Below are 22,328 nucleotides of genomic sequence, written 5' to 3'. Positions count from 1 at the left end.
GCCTTCTGTCGGTTGCGGATCGGGATGAAGCGGGATTGCGGGGAATCGTCTGCGCATTGTTCCAGCATTCCGGCCGGCAACGCGAGGCAGGACGGTCCGTTACCATAGCGTGACCTAGCAGGCAGCCGTCACCAAGACGGTGCGCCACCAACGGACCTTCCATGCGCATCCCCCACCTGATCAACGGCCAGGCCATCGCCGGCCGCGACCATTTCGACAGCATCAACCCCGCCAACCAGCAAGTCCTGGCCACGGTCGCCGCCGGATCGGCCGAGGAGGTGCAGCTCGCCGTCGCCGCGGCCAAGTCGGCCCTGCCGGCCTGGGCCGGCAAGCCCCCCGCGCAACGTGCGAAGATCATGCACCGCCTGGGCGAGCTGATCACGCGCGACCAGGCCGAACTGGCGCGGATCGAGACCGCCGACTGCGGCCAGGCGATCGCGCAGACCGGCGCCAACCTGGTGCCACGCGCGGCCGACAGCTTCCACCACTATGCCGAGCTGTGCACCCGCATGGACGGCCAGACCCATCCGACCCCGACCCACCTCAACTACACCCTGCTGCAGCCGGTCGGCGTCTGCGCGCTGGTGGCACCGTGGAACGTGCCGCTGCTGACCGCCAGCGCCAAGGTCGCGCCCTGCCTGGCCTTTGGCAACACCGCGGTGCTCAAGCCCAGCGAGCTCAGCCCGCTGACGGCCGCGCGGCTGGGCGAACTCGCGCTCGAGGCCGGCGTGCCGCCCGGGGTGCTCAACATCGTGCAGGGCAATGGCCGCGACGCCGGCGCACCGCTGGTCGCGCACCCGGACGTGCGGCTGGTGTCCTTCACCGGATCGACCGCGACCGGCCACGCGATCGTGCGCAACGCCGGGCTGAAGAAATACAGCATGGAGCTCGGGGGAAAAAGCCCCTTCATCGTGTTCGAGGATGCCGACTTCGAGCGCGCGCTCGACGCCGCGCTGGTCATGATCTTCAGCATCAACGGCGAGCGCTGCACCGCCGGCAGCCGCATCCTGGTGCAGCGCACGATCTACCCCGAGTTCGCGCGCCGCTTCGTCGAGCGCGCCAGGCGCATCCCGGTCGGCGACCCGCTGGACCCGGCGACCGTGATCGGCCCGATGGTCAGCCAGGGCCATCTGGCGCGGGTGCGCGGCTACATCGAGCTCGGGCTGCAGGAAGGCGCGACGCTGCTGTGCGGCGGCGTGCAAAAGCCCGACTATGCGCCCGAGGTGGCTGGGTCGGTGCGTGACGGCAACTTCGTCTGGCCGACCGTGTTCGCCGATGTCAGGCCAGACATGCGCATCATGCGCGAGGAGATCTTCGGCCCGGTCGCCTGCCTGCAGCCCTTCGATGACGAGGCCGATGCGATCGCACAGGCCAACGACAACCCCTATGGCCTGGCCAGCTATGTCTGGAGCGAGAACGCCGGTCGCGCGCACCGGGTCGCCGCGGCGCTGGAAGCCGGCGTCTGCTATGTCAACAGCCAGAGCGCGCGCGATCCGCGCCCGCCCTTTGGCGGCGTCAAGGCCAGCGGCCTCGGGCGCGACGGCGGCCACTGGAGCCTGCAGACCTTCACCGAGCCGAAGAACATCTCGATCAGCTACGGCCAGCACGCGATCCCGCGCTGGGGACTCTGAGCGGGCGCCGGGCGGCGGCACCGCTCAGGCATCGAGCCCGCGCCGACGCAAGGGACTGCGCGGCGCAAACCCGGTCAGGCCAAGTCAGCCGCGCCAGCCCTCGGCCAGCGCGAGCGTGAGATCGGCCGCCGGCATCGCGCGCGCCAGCGATGCGGCCTGGCCGGCCCACAGCGGCGTGAAGTCATCCCTGCCCTGCGCCTCGGCCCAGGCGCGCAGCGGCGCCAGGTGCGTGGCCGCGAGCGGGAAGGCCGGCGCCTGGCTGCTGATGCAGCCGCCCGATTGACCAGCAGCGCCAAGCACGCGCATGGCGCGGTTCACGATGCCGCGCGCCGGCCTTCCGGTGAAGACATTGGTCAGCGCGGTATGCCGGGCCTGTGCCGACTGCAAGGCCGCCCGGTGCAAGGCGCTGGTGCCTGCCTCGGGGCAGAGCAGGTAGGCGGTGCCGACCTGCACCGCCGATGCGCCCAGCGCGCGCGCTGCCGCGACGCCGGCCGCATCCGCGATGCCGCCGGCCGCGATCACTGGCAGCTCGACCGCGCGCACGATCTGCGGCAGCAGCGCGAAGGTGCCGAGCTGGGTGGCGAGGTCGTCGCCCAGGAAGATGCCGCGATGGCCACCCGCCTCCAGGCCCTGGGCGATGATGGCATCGGCGCCATGGGCCTGCAGCCACAGCGCCTCCTCGACCGTGGTCGCGCTGGATAACACCTGGGAGCCCCAGGACTTGACGCGTGCGAGCAGCTCGGGCGCCGGCAGGCCGAAGTGGAAGCTCACCACCGGCGGACGGAACGACTCGACCAGGTCCGCCACGGTCGCGTCAAAGGGCGCGCGCGCCGCAATCGCCGGCCCCTCGGGAGCGGGCAGCCCGGCCTCGGCGCAGAGCGGTGCCAGCGCCGCGCGCCAGGCGGCCTCGCGCTGCGCATCGGCCGGTGGTGGCTGGTGGCAGAAGAAGTTGAGGTTCCAGGGACCTTGCGCCTGGCGGCGCATGCGCTCGAGCTCGTCGCGCAGCTGCGTCGGACTCAGCGTCGCGGCCGGCAGCGAGCCCAGGCCGCCCGCATTCGTGACGGCCAGCGCCAGCGCGCTGCCTTGGGAACCGGCCATCGGCGCCTGGATGACGGGCAGGCGCAGGCCGAGCAGATCTTGCAGAGTGGATTTGGACATGACGCGATGCTAGCGCGTCCAGGCTGGCGCCAGGCTTACCGCGCGCCAGTCGCCATGGGACAATTCCCCCCATGCGACTGAACCTGATTTACGCCCGCGCCGCCAACGGCGTCATCGGCAAGGACAACGCCATGCCCTGGCATCTGCCGGAGGATCTGGCCCATTTCAAGCGCCACACGCAGGGCTGGCCGGTCATCATGGGCCGCAAGACCTGGGAATCGCTGCCGGCCCGGTTTCGCCCGCTGCCCGGACGGCTCAACATCGTGCTGACGCGCGATGCCGCCACCGCCGCCCAGCTGCAGGCCGAGGGTGCACTGGCGCTGGCCAGCCTGGAGCAGGCACTGGCGCATTGCGCCGCGCTTGCCGCGCCACCGGCCGAGCTCTGGGTCATGGGCGGCGCCCAGATCTACGCCCAGGCCCTGCCGCTGGCCCAGCGCGTCATCGTGACCGAGATCGCCCAGGATTTTGACGGCGACGCCCATGCGCCCACGCTCGGGTCCGAGTGGCGCGAGACCGCGCGCGAGTCCCATGTCGCGGCCAGCGGCCTGGGCTACGACTTCGCGACCTACGAGCGCTGAGGCGCGGCAGGCTGAAACGAAGCAGGGGGCCGCGGCCCGCTGGCTGCCGATGCGCTCAGGCAGTCATCACTTGCCAGGCGCCTTGAGCAGGCTGTCCTTGATCTTGAGCATATTGTCCTGCAGCGGCTTGAACGGGCCGTACTTGTGCTGGTCGGCCGGGGCGCCGTCGACATAGGGCGGGAAGGCGGCATCGACCGGCTTGTTCCAGCGCGCCGGGAAGTCGCGCTCCAGATTGGCCTTCTGGCTGCGCGGCTGGCTCAGCACGAAGGCCGCGATGTCATAGGCATCGTCGAGGCTGAGCTGCGGCTGGCCATGTTGCACACCGAGCGGCATATTGGTGTAGACGAAGGAAGTCGTGAATATCAGCCGGTTCATGCCGGCACCGTTGTTGAACGAGTCCGGTCCCCACAGCGGCGGGAAGGTGTAGCCGCTCGCGCTGCCCGCGGCGCCCGCGCGCAGGCCGGCACCATTCGCGCCGTGACAGGCGGAGCATTTCTCGGCATAGAGCTTGGCACCGTGGAGCGGCGCCGCGCGGCGCTCCGGCATCGTGATCCTGGGCAGTCCCTGCCCCGTCACGGCGGCACCGGTCGGCACATCCTTGGAGAGGAAATGGATATAGGTCTCGAAGGCCTTCATCTCGCGGCTGTCGAGCGGCAGCGGCTGGCCCGCCATGCTGCGCTCCATGCAACCGTTGACGCGCTCGGCGACGGTGCTGACCTCGTCCTCGCGCGCGCGGTATTGCGGAAAAGCCGCATGCACGCCGACCCAGGGAATGGCATAGGGCTTGGTCGCGCCGTTCTGGTGACAGGAAGTGCAGGACAGATTGTTGCCGGCATAGCGCATCTTCGGATTGGCGACCTCGGGCCCGATATGCGCGAAGGTGCGCTCGGCCAGTTCCTTGCCGTAGCGCGCCAGGCGACCGTAGTGGTCGTCGGGCAGCTTGCTGACATCGTAGGCCTCGACGGGCTTGATCTGGTACGGCGCCGGCTGGGAACTCGCGGGCGCCTGCGCGTGCAGCAGGCTGGCAGACCCGAGCAGGGTCAGGGCAATCATGGGCTTGAGCATCTGCAATCTCCTGGATGTTGTCTTGAGCGTCGCGTGACGCCATCACCCCAATATACCCCCAAGGGTATTTGAAAGCAAGATGCTCGGGTATTGACCAGACGCGTCTGGTTGCCCCCGCTGCCCGCCGCGCAGGGACGTGAAAAAGGCCCTGAAGCAGGGCCTGTGTCGGGGAAAGCGGAGGAGCGATCAGCCCTGCAGCTCGACCGGCTTGTCCTGGAAGCGCATCGAGAAGTCGATCGCCTGCACGTCCTTGATCAGCGCACCGACCGAGATCCGGTCGACCCCGGTCTCGGCGAGCTGGCGCAGGCCGTCGAAGGTGACGCCGCCCGAGATCTCGAGGCTGATGCGGCCGGCGGCCATTTCGACGGCTTTCCGCAGCGTAGGCAGGTCCATGTTGTCGAGCAGCACCATCTTGACGCCGGCATCGAGCGCTTCCTGCAGCTGCTTCAGGGTCTCGACCTCGACCTGGATGAACTTGGCCCGATCGGCCAGGGCCTGGGCCGCGCGCAGCGCATTGGTGATGCCGCCAGCCGCCGCAATGTGGTTTTCCTTGATCAGGATCGCGTCGTACAGGCCCATGCGGTGGTTCTGGCCGCCGCCGCAGCGCACGGCGTATTTCTCGGCCACGCGCAGGCCCGGAATGGTCTTGCGCGTGTCGAGGATGGCCGCGCGCGTGCCCTCGACCTCCTTGACGTATTTCGCGGTCTTGGTCGCGACCGCGCTGAGCGTCTGCATGAAGTTCAGGCAGGTGCGCTCGGCGGTCAGCAGCTCGCGCGCGCGGCCGCTGATCTCGACGATCTTCTGGCCCGGCTCGCAGCGGCCGCCCTCGTCGACCAGCCAGTTGACCTGGGCGCCGGGCGCCACCTGGCGCAGCACTTCGTCGACCCAGGGTCGGCCGCAGATGACCGCCGCCTCGCGGCAGATGATGGTCGCGGTGGCCTGGCGCTCGGCCGGCACCAGTTCGGCCGTCAGGTCGCCGCTGCCGACATCCTCGGCCAGGGCGCGTTGCACATCGCTGGCCACTTGGGCCGCCAGATCGTAGTCGCTCATATGGGGTTTCCTTGTGCGCGGCCGCCTGCGCGACAAGCCGCTGAAGGGCATGATGATACGCCCTGCCCGGCTGCTACCCGGGCTGCGCCGGGTCGGTTTCCCCTGTCCGGTCGCTGCGATTATCATGCTGCGAAAATCCCTTGCCATGAAATTCGGATTTCCCCGGCTCTGGCGGCGCCAGCCCGCAAGCGGCCTGCCAGCTGAAATCGAGCAGGCGCGCGCGCTGATCGAGGCGGTCGACCGCGGTGGCCTGCCGCTGAACCCGGCCAAGGTCAACGCGATCGCGCGCGACCTCGGGCTCGAGGTAAGCCGCCAGGCCCCGGTCGAGCAGACCGTCGAGCGGATTCGCGCCTGCCTGCAGCGCTGAGCCGCAATCAACGCCGGCCGCACCCATCATTGCTTCAGAAAGACTACTCACCCATGCAAATCGCCACCTGGAACGTCAACTCACTGGGCGTGCGCCTGCCCCAGGTGCTCGACTGGCTGGCCGACCATCCGGTCGACCTGCTCGCGCTGCAGGAGCTCAAGCTGAGCGACGACAAGTTTCCGGCAGACGCCTTCGCCCAGGCTGGCTACCAGGCGGTCTGGTTCGGCCAGAAGACCTACAACGGCGTCGCGCTGATCGCGCGCGGCGAGCCGCGCGACATCGTGCGCAACATCCCGGGCTATGCCGACGAGCAGTCGCGCGTGATCGCCGCCACCTTCGACACGCCGCAAGGGCCACTGCGCGTGGTCAACGGCTATTTCGTCAACGGCCAGGACCCCGAAAGCGAGAAGTTCGTCTACAAGATGCAGTGGCTTGATGCGCTGCGCGAATGGCTGCGCACCGAGCTGGCGCAACATCCCAGGCTGGTGCTGCTGGGCGACTTCAACATCGCGCCCGAGGACCGCGACAGCTACGACCCCGAGGGCCTGCGCGAGACCATCCACCACACCAGCGCCGAGCGACGCCAGTTCCGCGAGCTGCTCGAACTGGGCTTTAGCGACGCCTACCGCCTGTTCGAGCAGCCACCCAAGAGCTACAGCTGGTGGGACTACCGCATGCTGGGCTTCCAGAAGAACCGCGGCCTGCGCATCGACCATGTGCTGGTCAGCGACGCACTCAAGCCCACGGTGACCGCCTGCGCGATCGACCGCGCGCCGCGCAAGCTGACCAAGCCGAGCGACCATGCGCCGGTGGTCGCGACGCTGAGCCTTTGATCGATCCGGGCCTACCCAACTCAAGCTCGCCAAAGCAAGGCCAAGCTCAGCCCAGCCACAAAGCCCTACTCCAGCCCCAGCTCCTGGATCTTGCGCGTGATCGTGTTGCGGCCGATGCCGAGCTTCTGCGCCGCCTCGATGCGGCGCCCGCGCGTGCAGGCCAGCGCGGTCTGGATCATCTGGGTCTCGAAGCGCCGCGTCAGCAGGTCCCAGACATCGGTGCGGCCCTCGGCCAGCAGCGCCAGCGCTTCGGCCTGCAGGCCCTGCTCCCAGGCGGCCTGGGGCGGCGGCAGCATGCCGTCGGCCGGCAAGCCGACCGGCTCGACCGCCAACGGGGCCGGCGCGGGTACCGGTTGCGCGGCGATCGGAGCGACCTGCGGGACCACCGGCTCGGCACTGGTCGCCTTGGCAGGCTGCAAGGACGGCTCGAGAGCCGCCGGTGCCGACAGGCGGCTGGCCTCGGCGACCTCGGGCGGCAGGTCCTTGACCTCGATCACCTGGGCCGGGGCCATCACGGTCAGCCAATGGCAGATGTTCTCGAGCTGGCGCACGTTGCCGGGGAAATCGAAGCGCGCCAGGCTCTGCAGCGCGGCGTCCGAGATCCGCTTGGGCTCGACGCCAAGCTGCTTGGCGCTCTGCTGCAGGAAGAAGCGCGCCAGCAGCGGCACGTCCTCGCGCCGCTCGCGCAGCGCCGGCAAGCGCAGCCGGATCACGTTCAGGCGGTGGAACAGGTCCTCGCGGAAACCGCCCTCCTTGACCCGCTGCTCGAGGTTCTGGTGCGTGGCCGCGATCACGCGCACCTGGGTCTTGACCGCGCTGTGGCCGCCGACGCGGTAGAACTGCCCATCCGACAGCACGCGCAGCAGGCGGGTCTGCAGGTCGAACGGCATGTCGCCGATCTCGTCGAGGAACAGCGTGCCGCCCTCGGCCTGCTCGAAGCGGCCGCGCCGCATGGTCTGGGCGCCGGTGAAGGCACCGCGCTCATGGCCGAACAGCTCGCTCTCGAGCAGGTCCTTCGGGATCGCCGCGGTGTTGATCGCGACGAAGGGCCCCTTGGCACGCGAGGAATGCTTGTGCAGCGCGCGCGCGACCAGCTCCTTGCCCGAGCCCGACTCGCCGGTGATCAGCACCGTCACATTGCTCTGGCTCAGGCGGCCGATGGCGCGGAACACGTCCTGCATCGCGGGCGCCTGGCCCAGCATCTCGGGCGCGGCAACCAGGCCCTCCTCGCTCACCTCCTCGCGCTGGCTCTCGCCGACCGCGCGCCGGATCAGCTCGACCGCCTTGGGCAGGTCGAAGGGCTTGGGCAGGTACTCGAAGGCGCCGCCCTGGAAGGCCGAGACCGCGCTGTCGAGGTCGGAAAACGCCGTCATGATGATGACCGGCAGGCCAGGCAGGCGCTGCTTGACCTGGTCCAGCAGGTCCAGTCCCGAACCGCCCGGCATGCGGATGTCGCTGACCAGCACCTGGGGCCCGTCGCCCTCGTCGGCTTCGTTGAGCGCGGCCAGCACCTCGCGCGGATTGGTGAAGCTGCGCGTCGGCAGGTTCTCGCGGGCCAGGGCTTTCTCGAGTACGAAGCGTATCGATTGGTCGTCGTCTACGATCCAGATGGGTTTCATGCGCGCGCTTTCTGTTGATGTCATCCGTCCCCCTTCCGGCGTCAAGGCAGGGGGATCAGCAGCTTGAAGTCAGTCCGTCCCGGCACGCTGTCGCATTCGATCAGGCCCTGGTGCTGCTGCACGAAGGTCTGGGCCAGGTTCAGCCCCAGGCCAGAGCCGCCATCCTTGCCCGACACCAGCGGGTAGAACAGGCGGTCCTTGATCTCGTCGGGCACGCCGGGCCCGTTGTCGACGACATGCAATTCCAGTGCCAGCTTGTAGCGCTGCTTGCCGAAGGTGATCTGGCGCGCGATCCGGCTGCGCAGCACGATCTCGGCATCGCCGCGCTCGATGCGCTCGGTCAGCGCATGGGCGGCGTTGTGCACGATGTTGAGCAGGGCCTGGATCAGCTGCTCGCGGTCGCCGCGAAACTCGGGGATCGAGGTGTCGTAGTCGCGCAGCACCTTGAGCCCGCGCGGGAACTCGGCCAGCACCAGCGAGCGCACCCGCTCGCAGACCTCGTGGATGTTGACGTCGCTGACGACGCGGGCGCGCCGGTGCGGCGCCAGCAGGCGGTCGACCAGCAGCTGCAGCCGGTCGGCCTCGTGGATGATGACCTGGGTGTACTCGACCAGCTCGCGCGAGTCGAGCTCCATCTGCAGCAGCTGAGCCGCGCCGCGGATGCCGCCGAGCGGGTTCTTGATCTCGTGCGCGAGGTTGCGGATCAGCTCCTTGTTGGCCTGCGCCTGCTCGACCAGCCGCTCCTCGCGCTCCATGCGGGCCTGCTGCTCGAGCGGCAGCAGCTCGACCAGGAAGCGCCCGCTCTCCTCCATCTGGCTCAGCAGCACATGGACATGCAGCAGCTCGTGGCCCGGGCGCCGGATGCGGTCGTCATAGCGGATCAGCGCATACTCGTTGCCGCCCGCGCTGGTCAGTGCGTTGCGCAGCAGCTCGGGCGACTCGAACCAGTCCCACAGCGGCAGGCCGGCGATGGCGCGGCGCGAGGTCCCGAGCAGGTCTTCCAGCGCGGCGTTGGACCACAACACCATGCCCTCGGCATCGACGATGGCGACCAGCGTCGCGAGCAGGTCGAGCGCCTGGTACTGCTGCCCCGGTGCGACGCGGCGGCCGGGCTTGGCTGGCGCGCTGCTCATTTCCTGTCGGGCGCCGGGGCCAGGCGGGCCAGTTCGCGCCGCAAGGCGGCGACATCGGCATCGACCCGCGCCAGCTGTTCCTTGAGGGCGGCGCTGCGCTGCTGGTGCAGCGTCGGGTGACGCAGCTCCTCGGGCCGCGGCTCGGGCTCGCCGCCCTGGTACTCCTGGCGCAGCTCGGCCTGGCGCGCCTCGGCCTTGCGCAGTTCGGCCTCGAGGATGGCACGGGCATCGGCGTCGCGCGCGCGCTGCTCGGCACTGTCGACCCGCTCGGCCTCGCTGCGCGCCGCGGGCGCGGCCGCCCCGGGACGCGAGGCCGCAGCGGCCGTGCGGGCACCGCCCTGCGGCTTGAGCCCCTCGATCACGGTCAGGTTGCCACCCTCGACCAGCTTGCAGCCGCGCGCCTTGGCGTCGCCGGGCTGGTTGGTGTATTCGTTGCCGCAGCGCCAGATCTTGTCGGGCGCCGCCGCCGCAGGCAGGGCGAGGGCGGCCAGCAGGGCCAGCGCGACCGGGCGGTGAAAAATATAGAGCATCTGCATGGCTTCGTCCGGGACGGATCCGCCCGTCCCGCCTCCTCGGCATCCAGTATCGCGTAAATCCTGCCGGCGGGCAGGCGGTCTCGGTCGCAGGCGCGGCGCAAAAAAAGGGACGGCAAGCCGTCCCTTCTGTCAGTGTTGCAATCCGGGGATTACAGGCTGAAGTACATGTCGTACTCGACCGGCGACACCTCGATGCGCGAGCGGGTGACTTCGGTCATCTTGAGCTCGATGTAGGCATCGATCCAGGCGTCGGTGAAGACGCCGCCCTTGGTCAGGAAGGCGCGGTCCTTGTCCAGCGCTTCCAGCGCCTGGTCCAGGCTGTGGCAGACGGTCGGGACCAGCTTGTCCTCTTCCGGCGGCAGGTGGTACAGATCCTTGGTGGCGGCTTCGCCCGGGTGGATCTTGTTCTCGATGCCGTCCAGGCCGGCCATCAGCAGCGCGGCGAAGCCCAGGTAGGGGTTCATCAGCGGATCGGGGAAGCGGGCTTCAACGCGGCGGGCCTTGTCGGAAGCGACGTTCGGGATCCGGATCGAGGCCGAGCGGTTCTTGGCCGAGTAGGCCAGCTTGACCGGAGCCTCGAAGTGCGGCACCAGGCGCTTGTACGAGTTGGTACCCGGGTTGGTGATCGCGTTCAGGGCGCGGGCATGCTTGATGATGCCGCCGATGTAGTACAGGGCGGTGTCGGACAGGCCGGCGTAGCCGTTGCCGGCGAACAGGTTCTTGCCATCCTTCCAGATCGACTGGTGGACGTGCATGCCGGAACCGTTGTCGCCAGCGTAGGGCTTGGGCATGAAGGTCGCGGTCTTGCCGTAGGCATTGGCGACGTTCTGGATCACGTACTTCTGCAGCAGGGTCCAGTCGGCGCGCTCGACCAGGGTCGAGAACTTGGTGCCGATTTCGCACTGGCCGGCGCCAGCCACTTCGTGGTGGTGGACTTCGACCGGCACGCCGACGGCTTCCAGGATCTGGACCATCTCGTTGCGCATGTCGATCGTGCTGTCGACCGGAGCGACCGGGAAGTAGCCGCCCTTGACGCGGTTGCGGTGGCCGCGGTTGCCGCCTTCGAGCTTGGCACCGCTGTTCCACGGCGCTTCGTAGTCGTCGATCGCGTAGAAGGTGTTGTTCGGCTCGGTGCTCCAGCGCACTTCGTCGAACAGGAAGAACTCGGGTTCCGGACCGAAGAAGGCGGTGTCGCCCAGGCCGGATGCCTTCAGGTAGGTCTCGGCGCGCTTGGCGATCGAGCGCGGGTCGCGCTCGTAGGCCTTGCCGTCGGTCGGCTCGATCACGTCACAGACCAGCACCAGGGTGGTTTCCTCGACGAAGGGGTCGATGAAGGCGGTGCTGGCATCCGGAGCCATCAGCATGTCGGACGCTTCGATGCCCTTCCAGCCGGCGATCGAGGAGCCGTCGAAGGCCTGGCCTTCTTCGAACTTCGCTTCGTCGAACTGCGAAATCGGCACGGTGATGTGCTGCCACTTGCCACGGGTGTCGGTAAAGCGGAAGTCAACGAACTTGACGTCGTTGTCCTTCACCATTTGCATCACGTCTGCGACGGTCTTGGCCATCAGAAAACTCCTGGTCGGGGAAAAAAGGATGAAACTGGGTTGTCTTGTCTCAAAGCAGAAACCGTGCCACCCCGCTTGCTTCGCTTGCGGGGCGCCGCAGCACAAGCCAGCGACAGCCGCTATTGTGCCTCGTCGACGAGGCTCTGACACGCGCCGGTCACGTCAGACCCGTAGCGCATCGGAATCACCATATTGGTGCGCTCAATGCACCAATATGAGGCCATCAATCACGCACCAATTCGGGGCCCAGCTTGGCACCGACAGCGTGCAGGCCCGCCAGCAGGTCGGCATAGGCTGCCGCCGCGGCGGCGGTCTGGCCCTTGACGCCGAGCTCGACATGGCGGCCCCACTCCGGGTGGTCGACGCTGGGCAGGCTGAAGACCTTGACCTCGGGGTGGGCGGCCTCGATCTGCTCCATCAGCGGCGTCAGCGCCGCCTCGATGGCGCCGAACACGATCACCGATTGCTCGCGCCGCTGCTGGCGCGCGAACCACTGGGCATAGTGCTGCTCGAGCACCCATTCGATCATCGGCCAGGCCATGACCGGGAAGCCCGGCACGAAATGCACCGCGCCCTGCCCCGAGCCGGTGCAGCTGAAGCCCGGGATCTTGTTGTAGGGATTGGGGATGATGGTCGCGCCGCGCGGAAACACCCCCATGTTGAGGCGGTGCACATTGTCGGCGCGCTCGGGCTCCCAGGGCTGGCCCTGCTCGCGCGCGACATCGCGCATGCGTTCCTCGATCAGGGCCTTGGCCTCGGGGTGCAGCTCGAGCTCGACGCCGAGCGCGGCGGCCGCGCATTGCCGGGTGTGGTCGTCGGGCGTGGCGCCGATGCCGCCGCAGCTGAACACGATGTCGCCGCTGGCGAAGGCGTCGCGCAGCACGGCCTGCAGGCGCGGCCGGTCGTCGCCGACATAACGCACCCAGGACAGGCTCAGGCCGCGCGCGGCCAGCAGCTCGATGACCTTGGGCATGTGCTTGTCGGCGCGCTTGCCGGACAGGATCTCGTCGCCGACGATGACGAGGCCGAAGGCGGGAACTGGGCGGTCGTGGGTCATGGGACAGGCCTATTCGATGACAGGGGAAGTGGTGGTGGACGGGGCCCGCAGGCGCGCCAGCGCAGCCAGCAGGTAATGCGCGAACCAGAGCGAGGAAAAGGCAAACACCAGCGCATAGACCCAGACCGCCAGCGGCACCAGCAGCGGCGCCATCGCGATGAACATGGCGCCCGAGGTCCACAGCAGGCTGGGCGCGGCGCCCAGCAGGCCGCAGAGCAGCCCCATCAGCCACAGGCTGAGCCGGTGCCGGGACAGCAGCGCGACGCGCTCCTGGCGGTCGGCATGCTCGGCCAGCGCGTCGAAGGCGAACACGCGGTAGCTCAGCCAGCCCCAGACCAGGGGCGGCAACAGCAGCGCCAGCGGCGGCAGCAGCCACAGCGGCAAGCTGGCCAGCAGCGCCAGCAAGGCCAGCAGGGTCGAGCCGAGCGACCAGCCCAGGCTGTCGAGGAAGCTCGCGCCGCGCCTGGGCTCGAGATGGGCGAAGCGGCGCTGCGCGACCAGCTTGACCATGGCCGGCGTCATGAACAGCCCGACCAGCAGCAGCGCCAGCAGCACCAGCAGCGGCGTGACCAGCGCCAGCAGGAGCAGCGGCACGAACACGCTGCCGAGCTGGGCCAGGCCGCTGTGATCGAGCCAAGCGCGCAGCGGCGACAGCAGCTCCCAGCTCTCGAGCCAGGCGCCGAGCTCGGCCTGCGCCGGATACCAGAGGTAGTAGCCGAGCGCGAACACGCCGGCGGCCATCAGCAGCACCGGCAGCAGCGACAGCAGCACCACGCGCGGATGCAGGCAATAGGCCAGCGCGCGCCAGAAGGAGTCGAGCAGCAAGCTCATGCGGAATTCAAGCTCGGACCGGAAGTCAGCGGCGCGGCGCGATCAGGCCGGCCACCTCGTCCGCCGTCAGCCAGCGCCATTCGCCCGGCGCGAGGTCGGCCGGCAGGTCGATGTCGCCGATGCGGCTGCGGTGCAGCGCCTCGACCCGGTTGCTGACGGCGGCGACCATGCGCTTGACCTGGTGGTACTTGCCCTCGGTCAGGGTCAGTTCGAGGACATGCTCGCCGAGCGCGCGGCAGGCCGAGGCCTTGACCGGCTTGGGGTCGTCCTCCAGCACCACGCCGGCGAGCAGCTTGTCGACCATCTGCTGGGTGACCGGATGCTTGCAGGTCGCGAGATAGACCTTGGGCACATGGTGGCGCGGCGAGGACAGGCGGTGGATGAACTTGCCGTCGTCCGACAGCAGCAGCAAGCCGGTGGTGTCCTGGTCGAGCCGGCCCACCGCCTGCACCCCGCTGGCCGCGCCCGAGGGCCGCGAGCGCAGCGGTGCCGGCAGCAGGGTGTAGATGCTGGGCCAGGCGCCGGGCTTTTGCGAGCACTCGTGGCCGGTCGGCTTGTGCAGCATCAGGTAGGCATGCTCGTGGTATTGCCAGGGCTTGCCCTGGATGGTGAACTCGAGGCCTTCGGGCTCGAAGTCGGCCGTCGCGTCGGTGCAGAGCTGGGCCGGATTGCCGACCGCGACATGGCCTTGCTGGATCAGGCCGCAGCAGACGCGGCGCGTGCCAAAGCCCTGGGAATAGAGGATTTCTTGCAGTTGCATAGGGGGTGATTAAAGCAGGGCCGCCTTTTTCCAGGCGGCCTGGGCCGCGTCGGCATCGCCACGTTGCTCGGCCAGCCGGGCCAGGCTGCGCCAGCAGCGGCGTGCCAGTTCAGGATCGGTCAGCTGCGCACTGGCCTGGGCCAGCAGGGTCGCGGCCTTGCCCCAGAGCTGGCGCTGCAGATAGGCCTGGCCGGCCAGGTATTGCAGGCCGGCATCGGCGGGCTGGCGCTGCTGGGCCTGCTCGATCTGGGCCAGCCAGTCGCTGCCGAGCCGGGGCAGCTCGGCCTCGAGGCGCAGCAGCCAGCGCCGCTGCAGGTCGGCATCCAGGCTGGCATAGCGGCCCCAGCCCAGCTGCAGGCTCTCCTCGAGCCAATGCCTTGCGCCCGGCAGCGCGTCGACGGCATCGCCATCGGCGCTGACACGGTCCCATTGCTCGAGCGCGGCCAGTGCGAGCTCGGGCATGGCCCGCTCGGCCGGTCCGAGCGCACGCCAGGCCTGCAGCAAGGCCGCCGGATCGCGCGCGGCACGCAGGGTGTCTTGCACCAGGCCGCGCAGCAGGCTGGCCGAGGCCTGGGCGCTGTAGGCCCGGTGCTTGGCGAGCAGCCGCACCAGTTCGATCGCAGCCGGATGGTCCTGCTGCAGCCGCGCCAGACGCAGGCGCAGGCGCAGCGCATGGATGCGACGTGCGACGCCCTGGGGCAGGTCGGCCAGCCAATGCGCGGCAGTGGTCGCGTCCTGCTGCTCGAGCGCCCAGGCGGCCGCGCGCAGCGACAGCCCCGCGCGCGCCTCGCTGCCCCAGCTGACAGTCGGACCCGCCAGCGCTGCGGCCAGGGCGCGATCGCGCTCCTCGGTATTGCCGAGTTCATGCGCGCTTTCGGCCTGCAGCAGCTGGGCCAGCAACTGGGCCTGTTCGCGACCCGGGAAATGATGGTCGCCGAGCTGCTCGAGCTGGGCCAGCGCCAGGCGCGCGGCCGACTGCGCGCGGACATAGCGACCGGCGTAATGCTGGGCCAGCGCATCGAGCACCGAGGTCAGCGCGGTGCGCTCGAGCTGGAGCACGCGCCAGCGCTGTGCCTGCTGCGGCAGGCTGCGCAGCAGCGCCAGCGCGCGCAAGGCGGCATGCAGCAGCAGGAACAGCAGCAGCAGGCCGAACAGGGCCAGGTTGAACGACAGATCGATGCGATAGGGCTGCCAGAACAGCGTCAGGTTCGCATCGTTGGAGCCGACCAGCAGGGCCAGCGCGATCGCGGCCGCGGCCAGACCCAGGAAGCCAAACACCCCTTTCATCTCGCCTCCCTTCAGCGTCCGCCGGCCGCGGCAGCCAGCGCCGCCAGCGTGTCGTCGGGATCGGGCAGCTGGTTCTGGCTCAGGTCGCGCTGCAGGCCCTGCAGGGTCTCGAGCGCGAGCTGGGTCGACTTGGCCTGGCCGTCGAAGTAGCGCTGCAGCATGGCCTCGAGCGCGCGCAGGTCGGCGCCGGCCGTGCCGAGCTGGCGCGCGAGCAAGGCCAGCCTGACATTGAGCAGCTTGAGCTTGGCGTTCTCGCGCAGGAAATACTCCTGGTCGGGCGCCAGCAGCATGGCCTCGGGCTGGTCGACGCGGTGCACCCGCACCAGTTCGCTGCCACGCGCGCTCAGGCTGGCCCAGGCGCGGCCCGACCAGTCGAGCCACCAGGCCTGCAGCCGCTGCCAGGCCGAGGCATCGCCGGCGACGGCAGCCGGTGACGCGGGAGCGGCGGCTGGGCTCTTGGAGGCCACGGCAGCAACGGTGCGCTCTTCGGGCTGCGCTGGTGCAACGGCGTTGAGCAGCGGCAGCTCGTCGAGCTGGCGGATCAGTCCGTCGAGCCGCTGGGCCAGGGCCGGCAGATCGACCAGGGCCGCGGCCTGGATGCGCTCGATGTCGCGCGCGATGGCGCGCTGGACCGGATTGAGACGCGGCTGGGCGGTGCGCGCGATGCGCTGGTCGGCCGACTGCAGGGCCGAGATCAGCGGCTGCACGCTGCCAGTCAGCTGGGCCTGCTGCTGGGCCAGCCTCAGGGTGGATTCGAGGTCCTGCACCAGGCTGTCGTCGCGGGTGCGCGAGACCGTCAGCATCAGCTCGTCGAGCTGGCTGCGCTGCAGGCTGACCTCGGACAGGCGGACCTCGGCCACGCCCAGCCTGACCTGCAGGTCCTGCACCAGCGATTCGGCGCGGCCGGCCTGCTCGCGCGCCTCGGCCACCACCGTTCCGGTGTCCGAGCTGCGGCGCGCAAGCTCCTTGCGCACCGCCTGCAACTGCATCCAGAGCGTGGCGCTGGCCGCCGCCGCCAGCAGGGCCAGGCCCAGCGCGAGCTTCGGCATCAGGCCGCCGGCGGGCGCTGGCGGCGGGGCAGACAGTGTCGGCGGCGCCGGAGAGGGCGATGCGGCGGGATTGGAGATAGGGGGCAAGTCAGGATCGGCCATGGTCACGCCATCGATTCTAGGTGGAGCAGCATATCGTCGAGCGCGGGTCGGCTGGTGCGCACCAGGCCGAAACCCAGCCGAGCGGCGGACTGCGCGATGCGCGGATGGGTCGCCAGCGCGCGCGCGCGCGACCAGTCGATGCCAGGCAGCAGCGCGGACAGATTGTCGAGCGCCTCGGAGCTGCTGAGCAGCCAGACCGTGCCGTCCTGGCTGGCGGAGCGGGCCAGCTCGCGCTGCGCCGCGCTCCAGGCCGGCGCGCGGCGCCGATAGGCCACGCACCAGTCGACGCGACCGCCCTGCCCGCGGCACTGGCTCGCGAGCCAGTCGCGGCCGTTGCCGGCCGGGCTGGCGGCCACGGCCTCGCTCTGGCCACGCACGACCAGCAGGCGATGGGCCGGGCCGACCTGGGGCGCGACCCGTTGCCAGAGCGACTCGGAATCGAACTGCGCGGCGGCGGCATCGGGCTGGTCGATGGATTCGGGCGGCACGCCGGCAGCGAGCAGCGCGCGCGCGGTCGCCGGCCCTGGGGCCCAGCAGCGCGGCCAGCGGCCTGGTCGCGGCGCGGCTGCGGCGTCCGCCGTGTCAACGGCATCAGCGGCGTCGCGGCGCGGCTCGGTCAGGTCGGCAAAGAACTGCTCGACCGCCGGTGCGCTGACGAACATCAGGGCGTCATAGTCATTCAGGTGGGCGCGCGCCTGGCGCAGCGGCTGCAAGTCGGCGGCGGGCGCGATCTCGATCAGGGGCAGCGCCTGGGCCTGCCAGCCCTGGTGCTGCAAGGCCGACACCCAGCGCTGCGCCTCGCCGGCCGGCCGGGTGACCAGCGCGCGCTTCATGGCGCGATGGGCTCCGTGGAATAGGTCGCGCCGCCCTGGCGCAGCAGTTCGACCACCTGCCGGCCAAGGGCCTCGGCGGCCTCGAGCCCGCTCACGCTGGCGGCGGCATGGACCTGGACCAGCGGACTGCGGCCTTCCGGGTCGCCCCAGGCGGCATCCAGACGCAGCTCGGATGCCAGCGGTTCGCCCTGCCAGCGCGCGTGCGCGGCCAGCGGCATCGAGCAGCTGCCTCCCATGGCGCGGCTGACCGCGCGCTCGGCGGCGACCGCCAGCCAGGTCGGCCGGTGCGCCAGCGGCGCCAGCGCGGCGGCGACCTCGGTCCGCTGCTGGCGCAGCTCGATGCCGAGCGCGCCCTGACCGGCAGCCGGCAGCATTTCCTCGGGTTCGAAGATCTTGCGGATGCGCGACTCCAGGCCCAGCCGCTTCAAGCCGGCTGCCGCCAGCACGATCGCGTGGTAGTGGCCCTCGTCGAGCTTGCGCAGCCGGGTGTCGAGGTTGCCGCGCAGCGGCTCTATCCTCACGTCGCCGCGTCCCAGGCGCTCGAGCGCGGCGCGCAGCAGCACGACGCGGCGCAGGCTGGAAGTGCCGATCACCGCGCCCAGGGGCAGCGATTCGAGGTCGGCGCAGCTCGAGGAGACCCAGGCATCGCGCGGGTCCTCGCGCTCCATCACGCAGGCCAGCTCGAAGCCCTCGGGCAGCTCCATCGGCACGTCCTTGAGCGAATGCACCGCCAGGTCGGCCCGGCCCTCCTCGAGCGCGACCTCGAGCTCCTTGACGAACAGTCCCTTGCCGCCGACCTTGCTGAGCGAACGGTCCAGGATCTGGTCGCCGCGCGTCGTCATGCCGAGCAGTTCGACGGCATGGCCACGCGCGCGCAGCAGGGACTGGACATGCTCGGCCTGCCACAGCGCCAGGCGGCTCTCACGGGTGGCGATGGTCAGGGAAAGTGGGGAAGATAGTTCGGTCACGGGGTCGGTCATCGGTAGGCGTTTGACCGAAGGATGCTAGCACGCCCCATCCGTCCGGGGGCCGGCGGGACGGGAGTTGGCACAGTCGTCATGCCGGCCGATAAAATCCTGCCTTTAGCCATTTTTTGCCGGTGCCTCCAGCCCGGCCGCGCATGCCATGTCCCAAAACCAGCTCGACACCAAATCCCAGGCCTGGTCGGCCCTGTTCTCCGAACCCATGAGCGAGCTGGTCAAGCGCTACACCGCCAGCGTGTTCTTCGACCAGCGCCTGTGGCTGGCCGACATCACCGGCAGCCTGGCGCACGCCGAGATGCTCGCCGCCCAGGGCATCATCAGCGCCGACGACTTCGCCTCGATCGAGCGCGGCATGGCCCAGATCCGCGCCGAGATCGAATCCGGCGCCTTCGAGTGGAAGCTCGACCTGGAGGACGTGCACCTCAACATCGAGGCGCGCCTGACCCAGCTGGTCGGCGACGCCGGCAAGCGCCTGCACACCGGCCGCAGCCGCAACGACCAGGTCGCGACCGACGTGCGGCTGTGGCTGCGCGACGAGATCGACATCATCGGCGGCCTGCTCAACGAGCTGCAGCTGGCGCTGGTCGAGATCGCGCAGCAGAACGTCGACGTCATCCTGCCGGGCTTCACCCACCTGCAGGTCGCGCAGCCGGTCAGCTTCGGCCACCACCTGCTGGCCTATGTCGAGATGTTCTCACGCGACGCCGAGCGCTTCTCGGACGTGCGCCGCCGCACCAACCGCCTGCCGCTGGGCAGCGCCGCGCTGGCCGGCACCACCTACCCGCTGGACCGCGCGCGCGTCGCCCGCACGCTGGGCATGGTCAACGCCGCCGGCGAAGCCGAGCTGTGCCAGAACAGCCTGGACGCGGTCAGCGACCGCGACTTCGCGATCGAGTTCAGCGCCGCCGCCAGCCTGTGCATGATCCACATCAGCCGCCTGTCGGAGGAGCTGATCATCTGGATGAGCCAGAACTTCGGCTTCATCAAGATTGCAGACCGCTTCACCACCGGCAGCTCGATCATGCCGCAGAAGAAGAACCCCGACGTGCCCGAGCTCGCGCGCGGCAAGACCGGCCGCGTGGTCGGCCACCTGATGGGCCTGATCACGCTGATGAAGGGCCAGCCCCTCGCCTACAACAAGGACAACCAGGAAGACAAGGAGCCGCTGTTCGACACCGTCGACACGCTCAAGGACACGCTGCGCATCTTCACCGAGATGATCGGCGGCCAGCTCGATCCGGCCACCGGCGTCAAGGCTGGCGGCATCACGGTCAACGCCCAGGCGATGGAGCAGGCCGCGCTGAAGGGCTACGCGACCGCGACCGACCTGGCCGACTACCTGGTCAAGAAGGGCGTGCCCTTCCGCGACGCGCACGAGACGGTGGCCCATGCGGTCAAGGCCGCGACTGCCCATGGCGTCGACCTGTCCGAGCTGCCGCTGGCCGTGCTGCAGGGCTTCCACGCCTCGATCGAGAAGGACGTGTTCGACTGCCTCAGCTTGCGCGGCAGCCTGAACGCGCGCAACACGCTTGGCGGCACCGCGCCGGCCCAGGTGCGCGCACAAATCCTGCGCCACCAGACCCGACTGGCCTGAACGCTGGCCGGGCCGCTTCAGGCCAGGGGGGGCTGGGGCGACTGGCCCAGCGGCAGGAGGGAAGGCTCGGCCGGATTCTCCGGCGCCAGCTCGACCCGGTTGCGTCCCTTGCGCTTGGCGGCATAGAGCGCGGCATCGGCGCGCGCCAGCCAGCGATCGAGCCCCGGATGCTGGGGTTCGATCTCGGCGACGCCAAAGCTCGAGGTATAGCGCAGGGTGCCGCCAGGGACCGCCAGCGCGCGCTGCTCCAGCAAGACCCGGATGCGCTCGGCAACCTGGAAGGCGCCCTGGGCATCGGTGCCCGGCAGCAGCGCAATGAACTCCTCGCCGCCGATGCGCGCGAGCTGGTCGATGACGCGCAGCTGGGCCTGGGCCCGGTGCGCGAAATCGATCAGCACCGCATCGCCGACTGCATGGCCATGGTTGTCGTTGATCGACTTGAAGTGGTCGAGGTCGACCGCGATCAGCGCCAGCGGCTGGCCGAAGCGCTGGGCGCGCTCGATCTCGACCCGGGCCAGCTCGGTGAAGGCGCGCCGGTTGGGCAGGCCGGTCAGCGGGTCGGTGCGCGCCTTGTGCTCGGCCAGTTCCTTTTGCTGGCGCAACTCCTCGGTCGCCTGCGCCACCCGCTCGCGCAGCATGGCCTCGTTCGAGGCCAGGCCGGCGGCCATGGTGTTGATGCCCTCGGCCAGCGGGCGCAGCACGCCAGCCCGACGGGTATCGACCCGGGAGCCGAGCACGCCGCGGCTGAGCTGGGACACCACCACGCCGATGCGGCCCAGCGGCTGGGTCACGCTGGCAGCGATCAGGGCGGCCAGCAGGCCGGCAAACAGCAGGCCGCTGCCGGTGGCGACCAGGGCCCAGGCCAGCAGTTCGCCACGCTGGCGCTGCAGGATGTCGAGCTCGAGCTCGACCAGCACATGACCGAGCAGCCGCCTCCCGTCCGAGCTGGACACCATGGGCTGGGCCGCGGCGCTGAACAGGTCGGATTCGGTCCATTCGGCCGACCAGATCGGCACCCGGGCCAGCAGGCGACCGTTGACGAGCATCGGCCGTCCGGGCTCGAGCACCGGCAGGCGCCGACCATGGGTCGGCTGGCCGGAGGCCACGATCAGCTCCCCTTCGGGAGTCCAGAACGAGACCACCGCGGCATGCAGGTCCGAGGCGCGGGCACCGTCGGCCAGGCGCTGCAAGGCGGACTGGCTGCCCGCGAAGAGCGCGAACTCGGCCGCGTTCGCCGCCTGCTTGGCCATGCCCTGGGCATGCTCGTTCAGGGTCTCGGTCAGGATGCGCTCGTGCCGGGTCAGGAAACCCTGCAGCAGCACCAGGATGGCCAGGATGGCCGGCAGGGCAGCGGCCAGGAACAAGCGCATGCGAATGCCAAAGCGGATGCTCATGGGTTGACTCCGCGCGACTTGAGCGCAAGTGCGAGCGTGGTCGCGCTGGGCAGTGACAGGCCCAGCGAGCGCGCCACCTGCTCGTTGACGGCGACCGAGCCGGCATCCGCCGGCGCGGGAGGCGGCAGCTTGCGACTGAGCAGCCACTGGTGGATGGCGGATGCGATCTGCATGGCCGTGTCGGCTGGCGCCGTATGCAGCGCGAGCAAGGCACCGGCCCGGACATGGGCGGCCGAATAGCTGACCAGGGGAATGCGCTGACGATAAGCCGCCAACAGGATGTTGGGCATGTTCTGAGGGGAGTAGACCAGCTTGTCGGGCAGTGCCAGCAACAGCTCGGCTTCTTCGAACAGGGCACGCAAGGCCGGATAGACCCCTTTCTCCCCGTTCAGGATGGTTTGCTCGACCAGGGTCAGGCCGCGCGCGGCCAGGGCTCGGGCCAGTGCCGGCCTGACCGCCAGCGAGTCGGGGCCGAACAGCACGCCGACGCGCTTGTGCTCGGGCAGGGCCAGGCGCAACAGCCTGACGATGCGCTCGGCCGGCTGGTCGATGAACACCGCCGACTGGCGCCCGAGCGCCTTGGCCGCCAACACCGGGTAGCTGGCCTGCGGCAGCAGGGTCGCGATCAGGGGCACGCGCGCCAGCGCCGGGTGGGCCAGGGCCAGCTCGACCGCCTGGAGGCAGGCCCGGACTCCCAGGGTCACGACCAGCTGGGGCAAGGACTCCGGATCGAGCACCAGCTCGGACCAGGTCGCGACGCGCCAGTTCAGCGTCAGCCGGAATTCGCGCATCCAGGCCTCCTGCAGGGCCCGGACCGCCTCGGCATAGGCGCCGCCTGACTCGGACAGGACGACCCAGACCTCGGCCTCGGCCGCGCGGGCCGGATGCGCGGGCCAGGCCAGG

General features: G+C 69.9%; 21 protein-coding genes. 5 read left to right on the top strand and 16 right to left on the bottom strand.

Annotated features, from left to right (window positions below):
- The first annotated feature begins 161 nt into the window (after positions 1–161).
- Positions 162–1,631 carry a 5-carboxymethyl-2-hydroxymuconate semialdehyde dehydrogenase gene (gene hpaE / locus C6P64_RS04870; protein ID WP_105747466.1) on the top strand — a complete coding sequence of 490 codons (1,470 nt, stop codon included), beginning with the start codon at positions 162–164 and terminating at the stop codon, positions 1,629–1,631.
- 84 nt (positions 1,632–1,715) lie between these two features.
- Here hpaE and C6P64_RS04865 read toward each other — a convergent pair whose 3' ends face one another.
- A complete protein-coding gene (locus tag C6P64_RS04865) occupies positions 1,716–2,789 on the bottom strand; it encodes an NAD(P)H-dependent flavin oxidoreductase (protein ID WP_105747465.1) in 1,074 nt (357 codons plus the stop codon).
- Between the two features lie 71 nt (positions 2,790–2,860).
- On the opposite strand from C6P64_RS04865, the gene C6P64_RS04860 reads away from it, so the two are divergent.
- On the top strand, positions 2,861–3,367 hold the full coding sequence (locus C6P64_RS04860) for a dihydrofolate reductase (protein ID WP_105747464.1): 507 nt from the start codon (positions 2,861–2,863) through the stop codon (positions 3,365–3,367).
- Between the two features lie 66 nt (positions 3,368–3,433).
- Here C6P64_RS04860 and C6P64_RS04855 read toward each other — a convergent pair whose 3' ends face one another.
- Complete coding sequence (locus C6P64_RS04855) at positions 3,434–4,432, bottom strand: c-type cytochrome (RefSeq protein WP_105747463.1); 999 nt, start codon at positions 4,430–4,432, stop codon at positions 3,434–3,436.
- Between the two features lie 186 nt (positions 4,433–4,618).
- A complete protein-coding gene (gene nadC / locus C6P64_RS04850; RefSeq protein WP_105747462.1) occupies positions 4,619–5,482 on the bottom strand; it encodes a carboxylating nicotinate-nucleotide diphosphorylase in 864 nt (287 codons plus the stop codon).
- A gap of 145 nt (positions 5,483–5,627) precedes the next feature.
- Between nadC and C6P64_RS04845 the strand changes: the two genes are divergently transcribed.
- Complete coding sequence (locus tag C6P64_RS04845) at positions 5,628–5,849, top strand: hypothetical protein (protein ID WP_105747461.1); 222 nt, start codon at positions 5,628–5,630, stop codon at positions 5,847–5,849.
- Between the two features lie 53 nt (positions 5,850–5,902).
- Positions 5,903–6,682 carry an exodeoxyribonuclease III gene (xth, locus tag C6P64_RS04840; RefSeq protein WP_105747460.1) on the top strand — a complete coding sequence of 260 codons (780 nt, stop codon included), beginning with the start codon at positions 5,903–5,905 and terminating at the stop codon, positions 6,680–6,682.
- 65 nt (positions 6,683–6,747) lie between these two features.
- Here xth and ntrC read toward each other — a convergent pair whose 3' ends face one another.
- The 11 genes from ntrC to hemC all read right to left on the bottom strand — a co-directional run bounded on the left by ntrC (position 6,748) and on the right by hemC (position 18,434).
- Positions 6,748–8,301 (bottom strand): nitrogen regulation protein NR(I), encoded by a 1,554-nt coding sequence (ntrC, locus tag C6P64_RS04835; protein WP_105747459.1) that lies wholly within the window; start codon positions 8,299–8,301, stop codon positions 6,748–6,750.
- A gap of 41 nt (positions 8,302–8,342) precedes the next feature.
- Complete coding sequence (gene glnL / locus C6P64_RS04830) at positions 8,343–9,434, bottom strand: nitrogen regulation protein NR(II) (protein WP_105747458.1); 1,092 nt, start codon at positions 9,432–9,434, stop codon at positions 8,343–8,345.
- Complete coding sequence (locus C6P64_RS04825; protein ID WP_342747514.1) at positions 9,431–9,970, bottom strand: hypothetical protein; 540 nt, start codon at positions 9,968–9,970, stop codon at positions 9,431–9,433. The genes glnL and C6P64_RS04825 overlap by 4 nt, the downstream gene beginning before the upstream one ends.
- Before the next feature lie 149 nt (positions 9,971–10,119).
- Complete coding sequence (glnA, locus tag C6P64_RS04820) at positions 10,120–11,535, bottom strand: type I glutamate--ammonia ligase (RefSeq protein ID WP_105747457.1); 1,416 nt, start codon at positions 11,533–11,535, stop codon at positions 10,120–10,122.
- Positions 11,536–11,758: 223 nt separating this feature from the next.
- Entirely contained in the window at positions 11,759–12,592 is an 834-nt protein-coding gene (locus tag C6P64_RS04815; RefSeq protein WP_105747456.1) for a competence/damage-inducible protein A, read from the bottom strand.
- Positions 12,593–12,601: 9 nt separating this feature from the next.
- A complete protein-coding gene (locus tag C6P64_RS04810) occupies positions 12,602–13,423 on the bottom strand; it encodes an EI24 domain-containing protein (RefSeq protein WP_170073042.1) in 822 nt (273 codons plus the stop codon).
- A gap of 25 nt (positions 13,424–13,448) precedes the next feature.
- Positions 13,449–14,183 carry a pseudouridine synthase gene (locus tag C6P64_RS04805; protein WP_105747455.1) on the bottom strand — a complete coding sequence of 245 codons (735 nt, stop codon included), beginning with the start codon at positions 14,181–14,183 and terminating at the stop codon, positions 13,449–13,451.
- A gap of 9 nt (positions 14,184–14,192) precedes the next feature.
- Complete coding sequence (locus C6P64_RS04800) at positions 14,193–15,470, bottom strand: heme biosynthesis protein HemY (protein ID WP_105747454.1); 1,278 nt, start codon at positions 15,468–15,470, stop codon at positions 14,193–14,195.
- Positions 15,471–15,481: 11 nt separating this feature from the next.
- The gene (locus C6P64_RS04795) at positions 15,482–16,519 is read right to left on the bottom strand and encodes a uroporphyrinogen-III C-methyltransferase (protein WP_245911626.1); all 1,038 of its coding nucleotides are present in this window, start codon (positions 16,517–16,519) and stop codon (positions 15,482–15,484) included.
- 104 nt (positions 16,520–16,623) lie between these two features.
- Positions 16,624–17,454: a uroporphyrinogen-III synthase gene (locus C6P64_RS04790; protein ID WP_105747452.1), complete on the bottom strand. Its 831-nt coding sequence runs from the start codon at positions 17,452–17,454 to the stop codon at positions 16,624–16,626.
- Positions 17,451–18,434 (bottom strand): hydroxymethylbilane synthase, encoded by a 984-nt coding sequence (gene hemC, locus C6P64_RS04785; protein WP_105747451.1) that lies wholly within the window; start codon positions 18,432–18,434, stop codon positions 17,451–17,453. The genes C6P64_RS04790 and hemC overlap by 4 nt, the downstream gene beginning before the upstream one ends.
- 145 nt (positions 18,435–18,579) lie before the next feature.
- On the opposite strand from hemC, the gene argH reads away from it, so the two are divergent.
- Positions 18,580–20,031, top strand: coding sequence for an argininosuccinate lyase (gene argH, locus C6P64_RS04780; RefSeq protein WP_105747450.1), 1,452 nt, complete (start codon positions 18,580–18,582; stop codon positions 20,029–20,031).
- A gap of 17 nt (positions 20,032–20,048) precedes the next feature.
- On the opposite strand, the gene C6P64_RS04775 is transcribed toward argH, so the two are convergent.
- The gene (locus tag C6P64_RS04775; protein ID WP_105747449.1) at positions 20,049–21,425 is read right to left on the bottom strand and encodes a GGDEF domain-containing protein; all 1,377 of its coding nucleotides are present in this window, start codon (positions 21,423–21,425) and stop codon (positions 20,049–20,051) included.
- Complete coding sequence (locus C6P64_RS04770) at positions 21,422–22,216, bottom strand: ABC transporter substrate-binding protein (protein ID WP_105747448.1); 795 nt, start codon at positions 22,214–22,216, stop codon at positions 21,422–21,424. Before C6P64_RS04770 ends, C6P64_RS04775 begins: the two co-directional genes overlap by 4 nt.
- Between the last annotated feature and the right edge of the window lie 112 nt (positions 22,217–22,328).

The sequence above is a fragment of the Malikia granosa genome (genome assembly GCF_002980595.1).
Taxonomy (GTDB): domain Bacteria; phylum Pseudomonadota; class Gammaproteobacteria; order Burkholderiales; family Burkholderiaceae_C; genus Malikia; species Malikia granosa.
The sequence above is the reverse complement of the archived record's forward strand: the minus strand, read 5'-3'. Positions and strand labels throughout refer to the sequence as shown.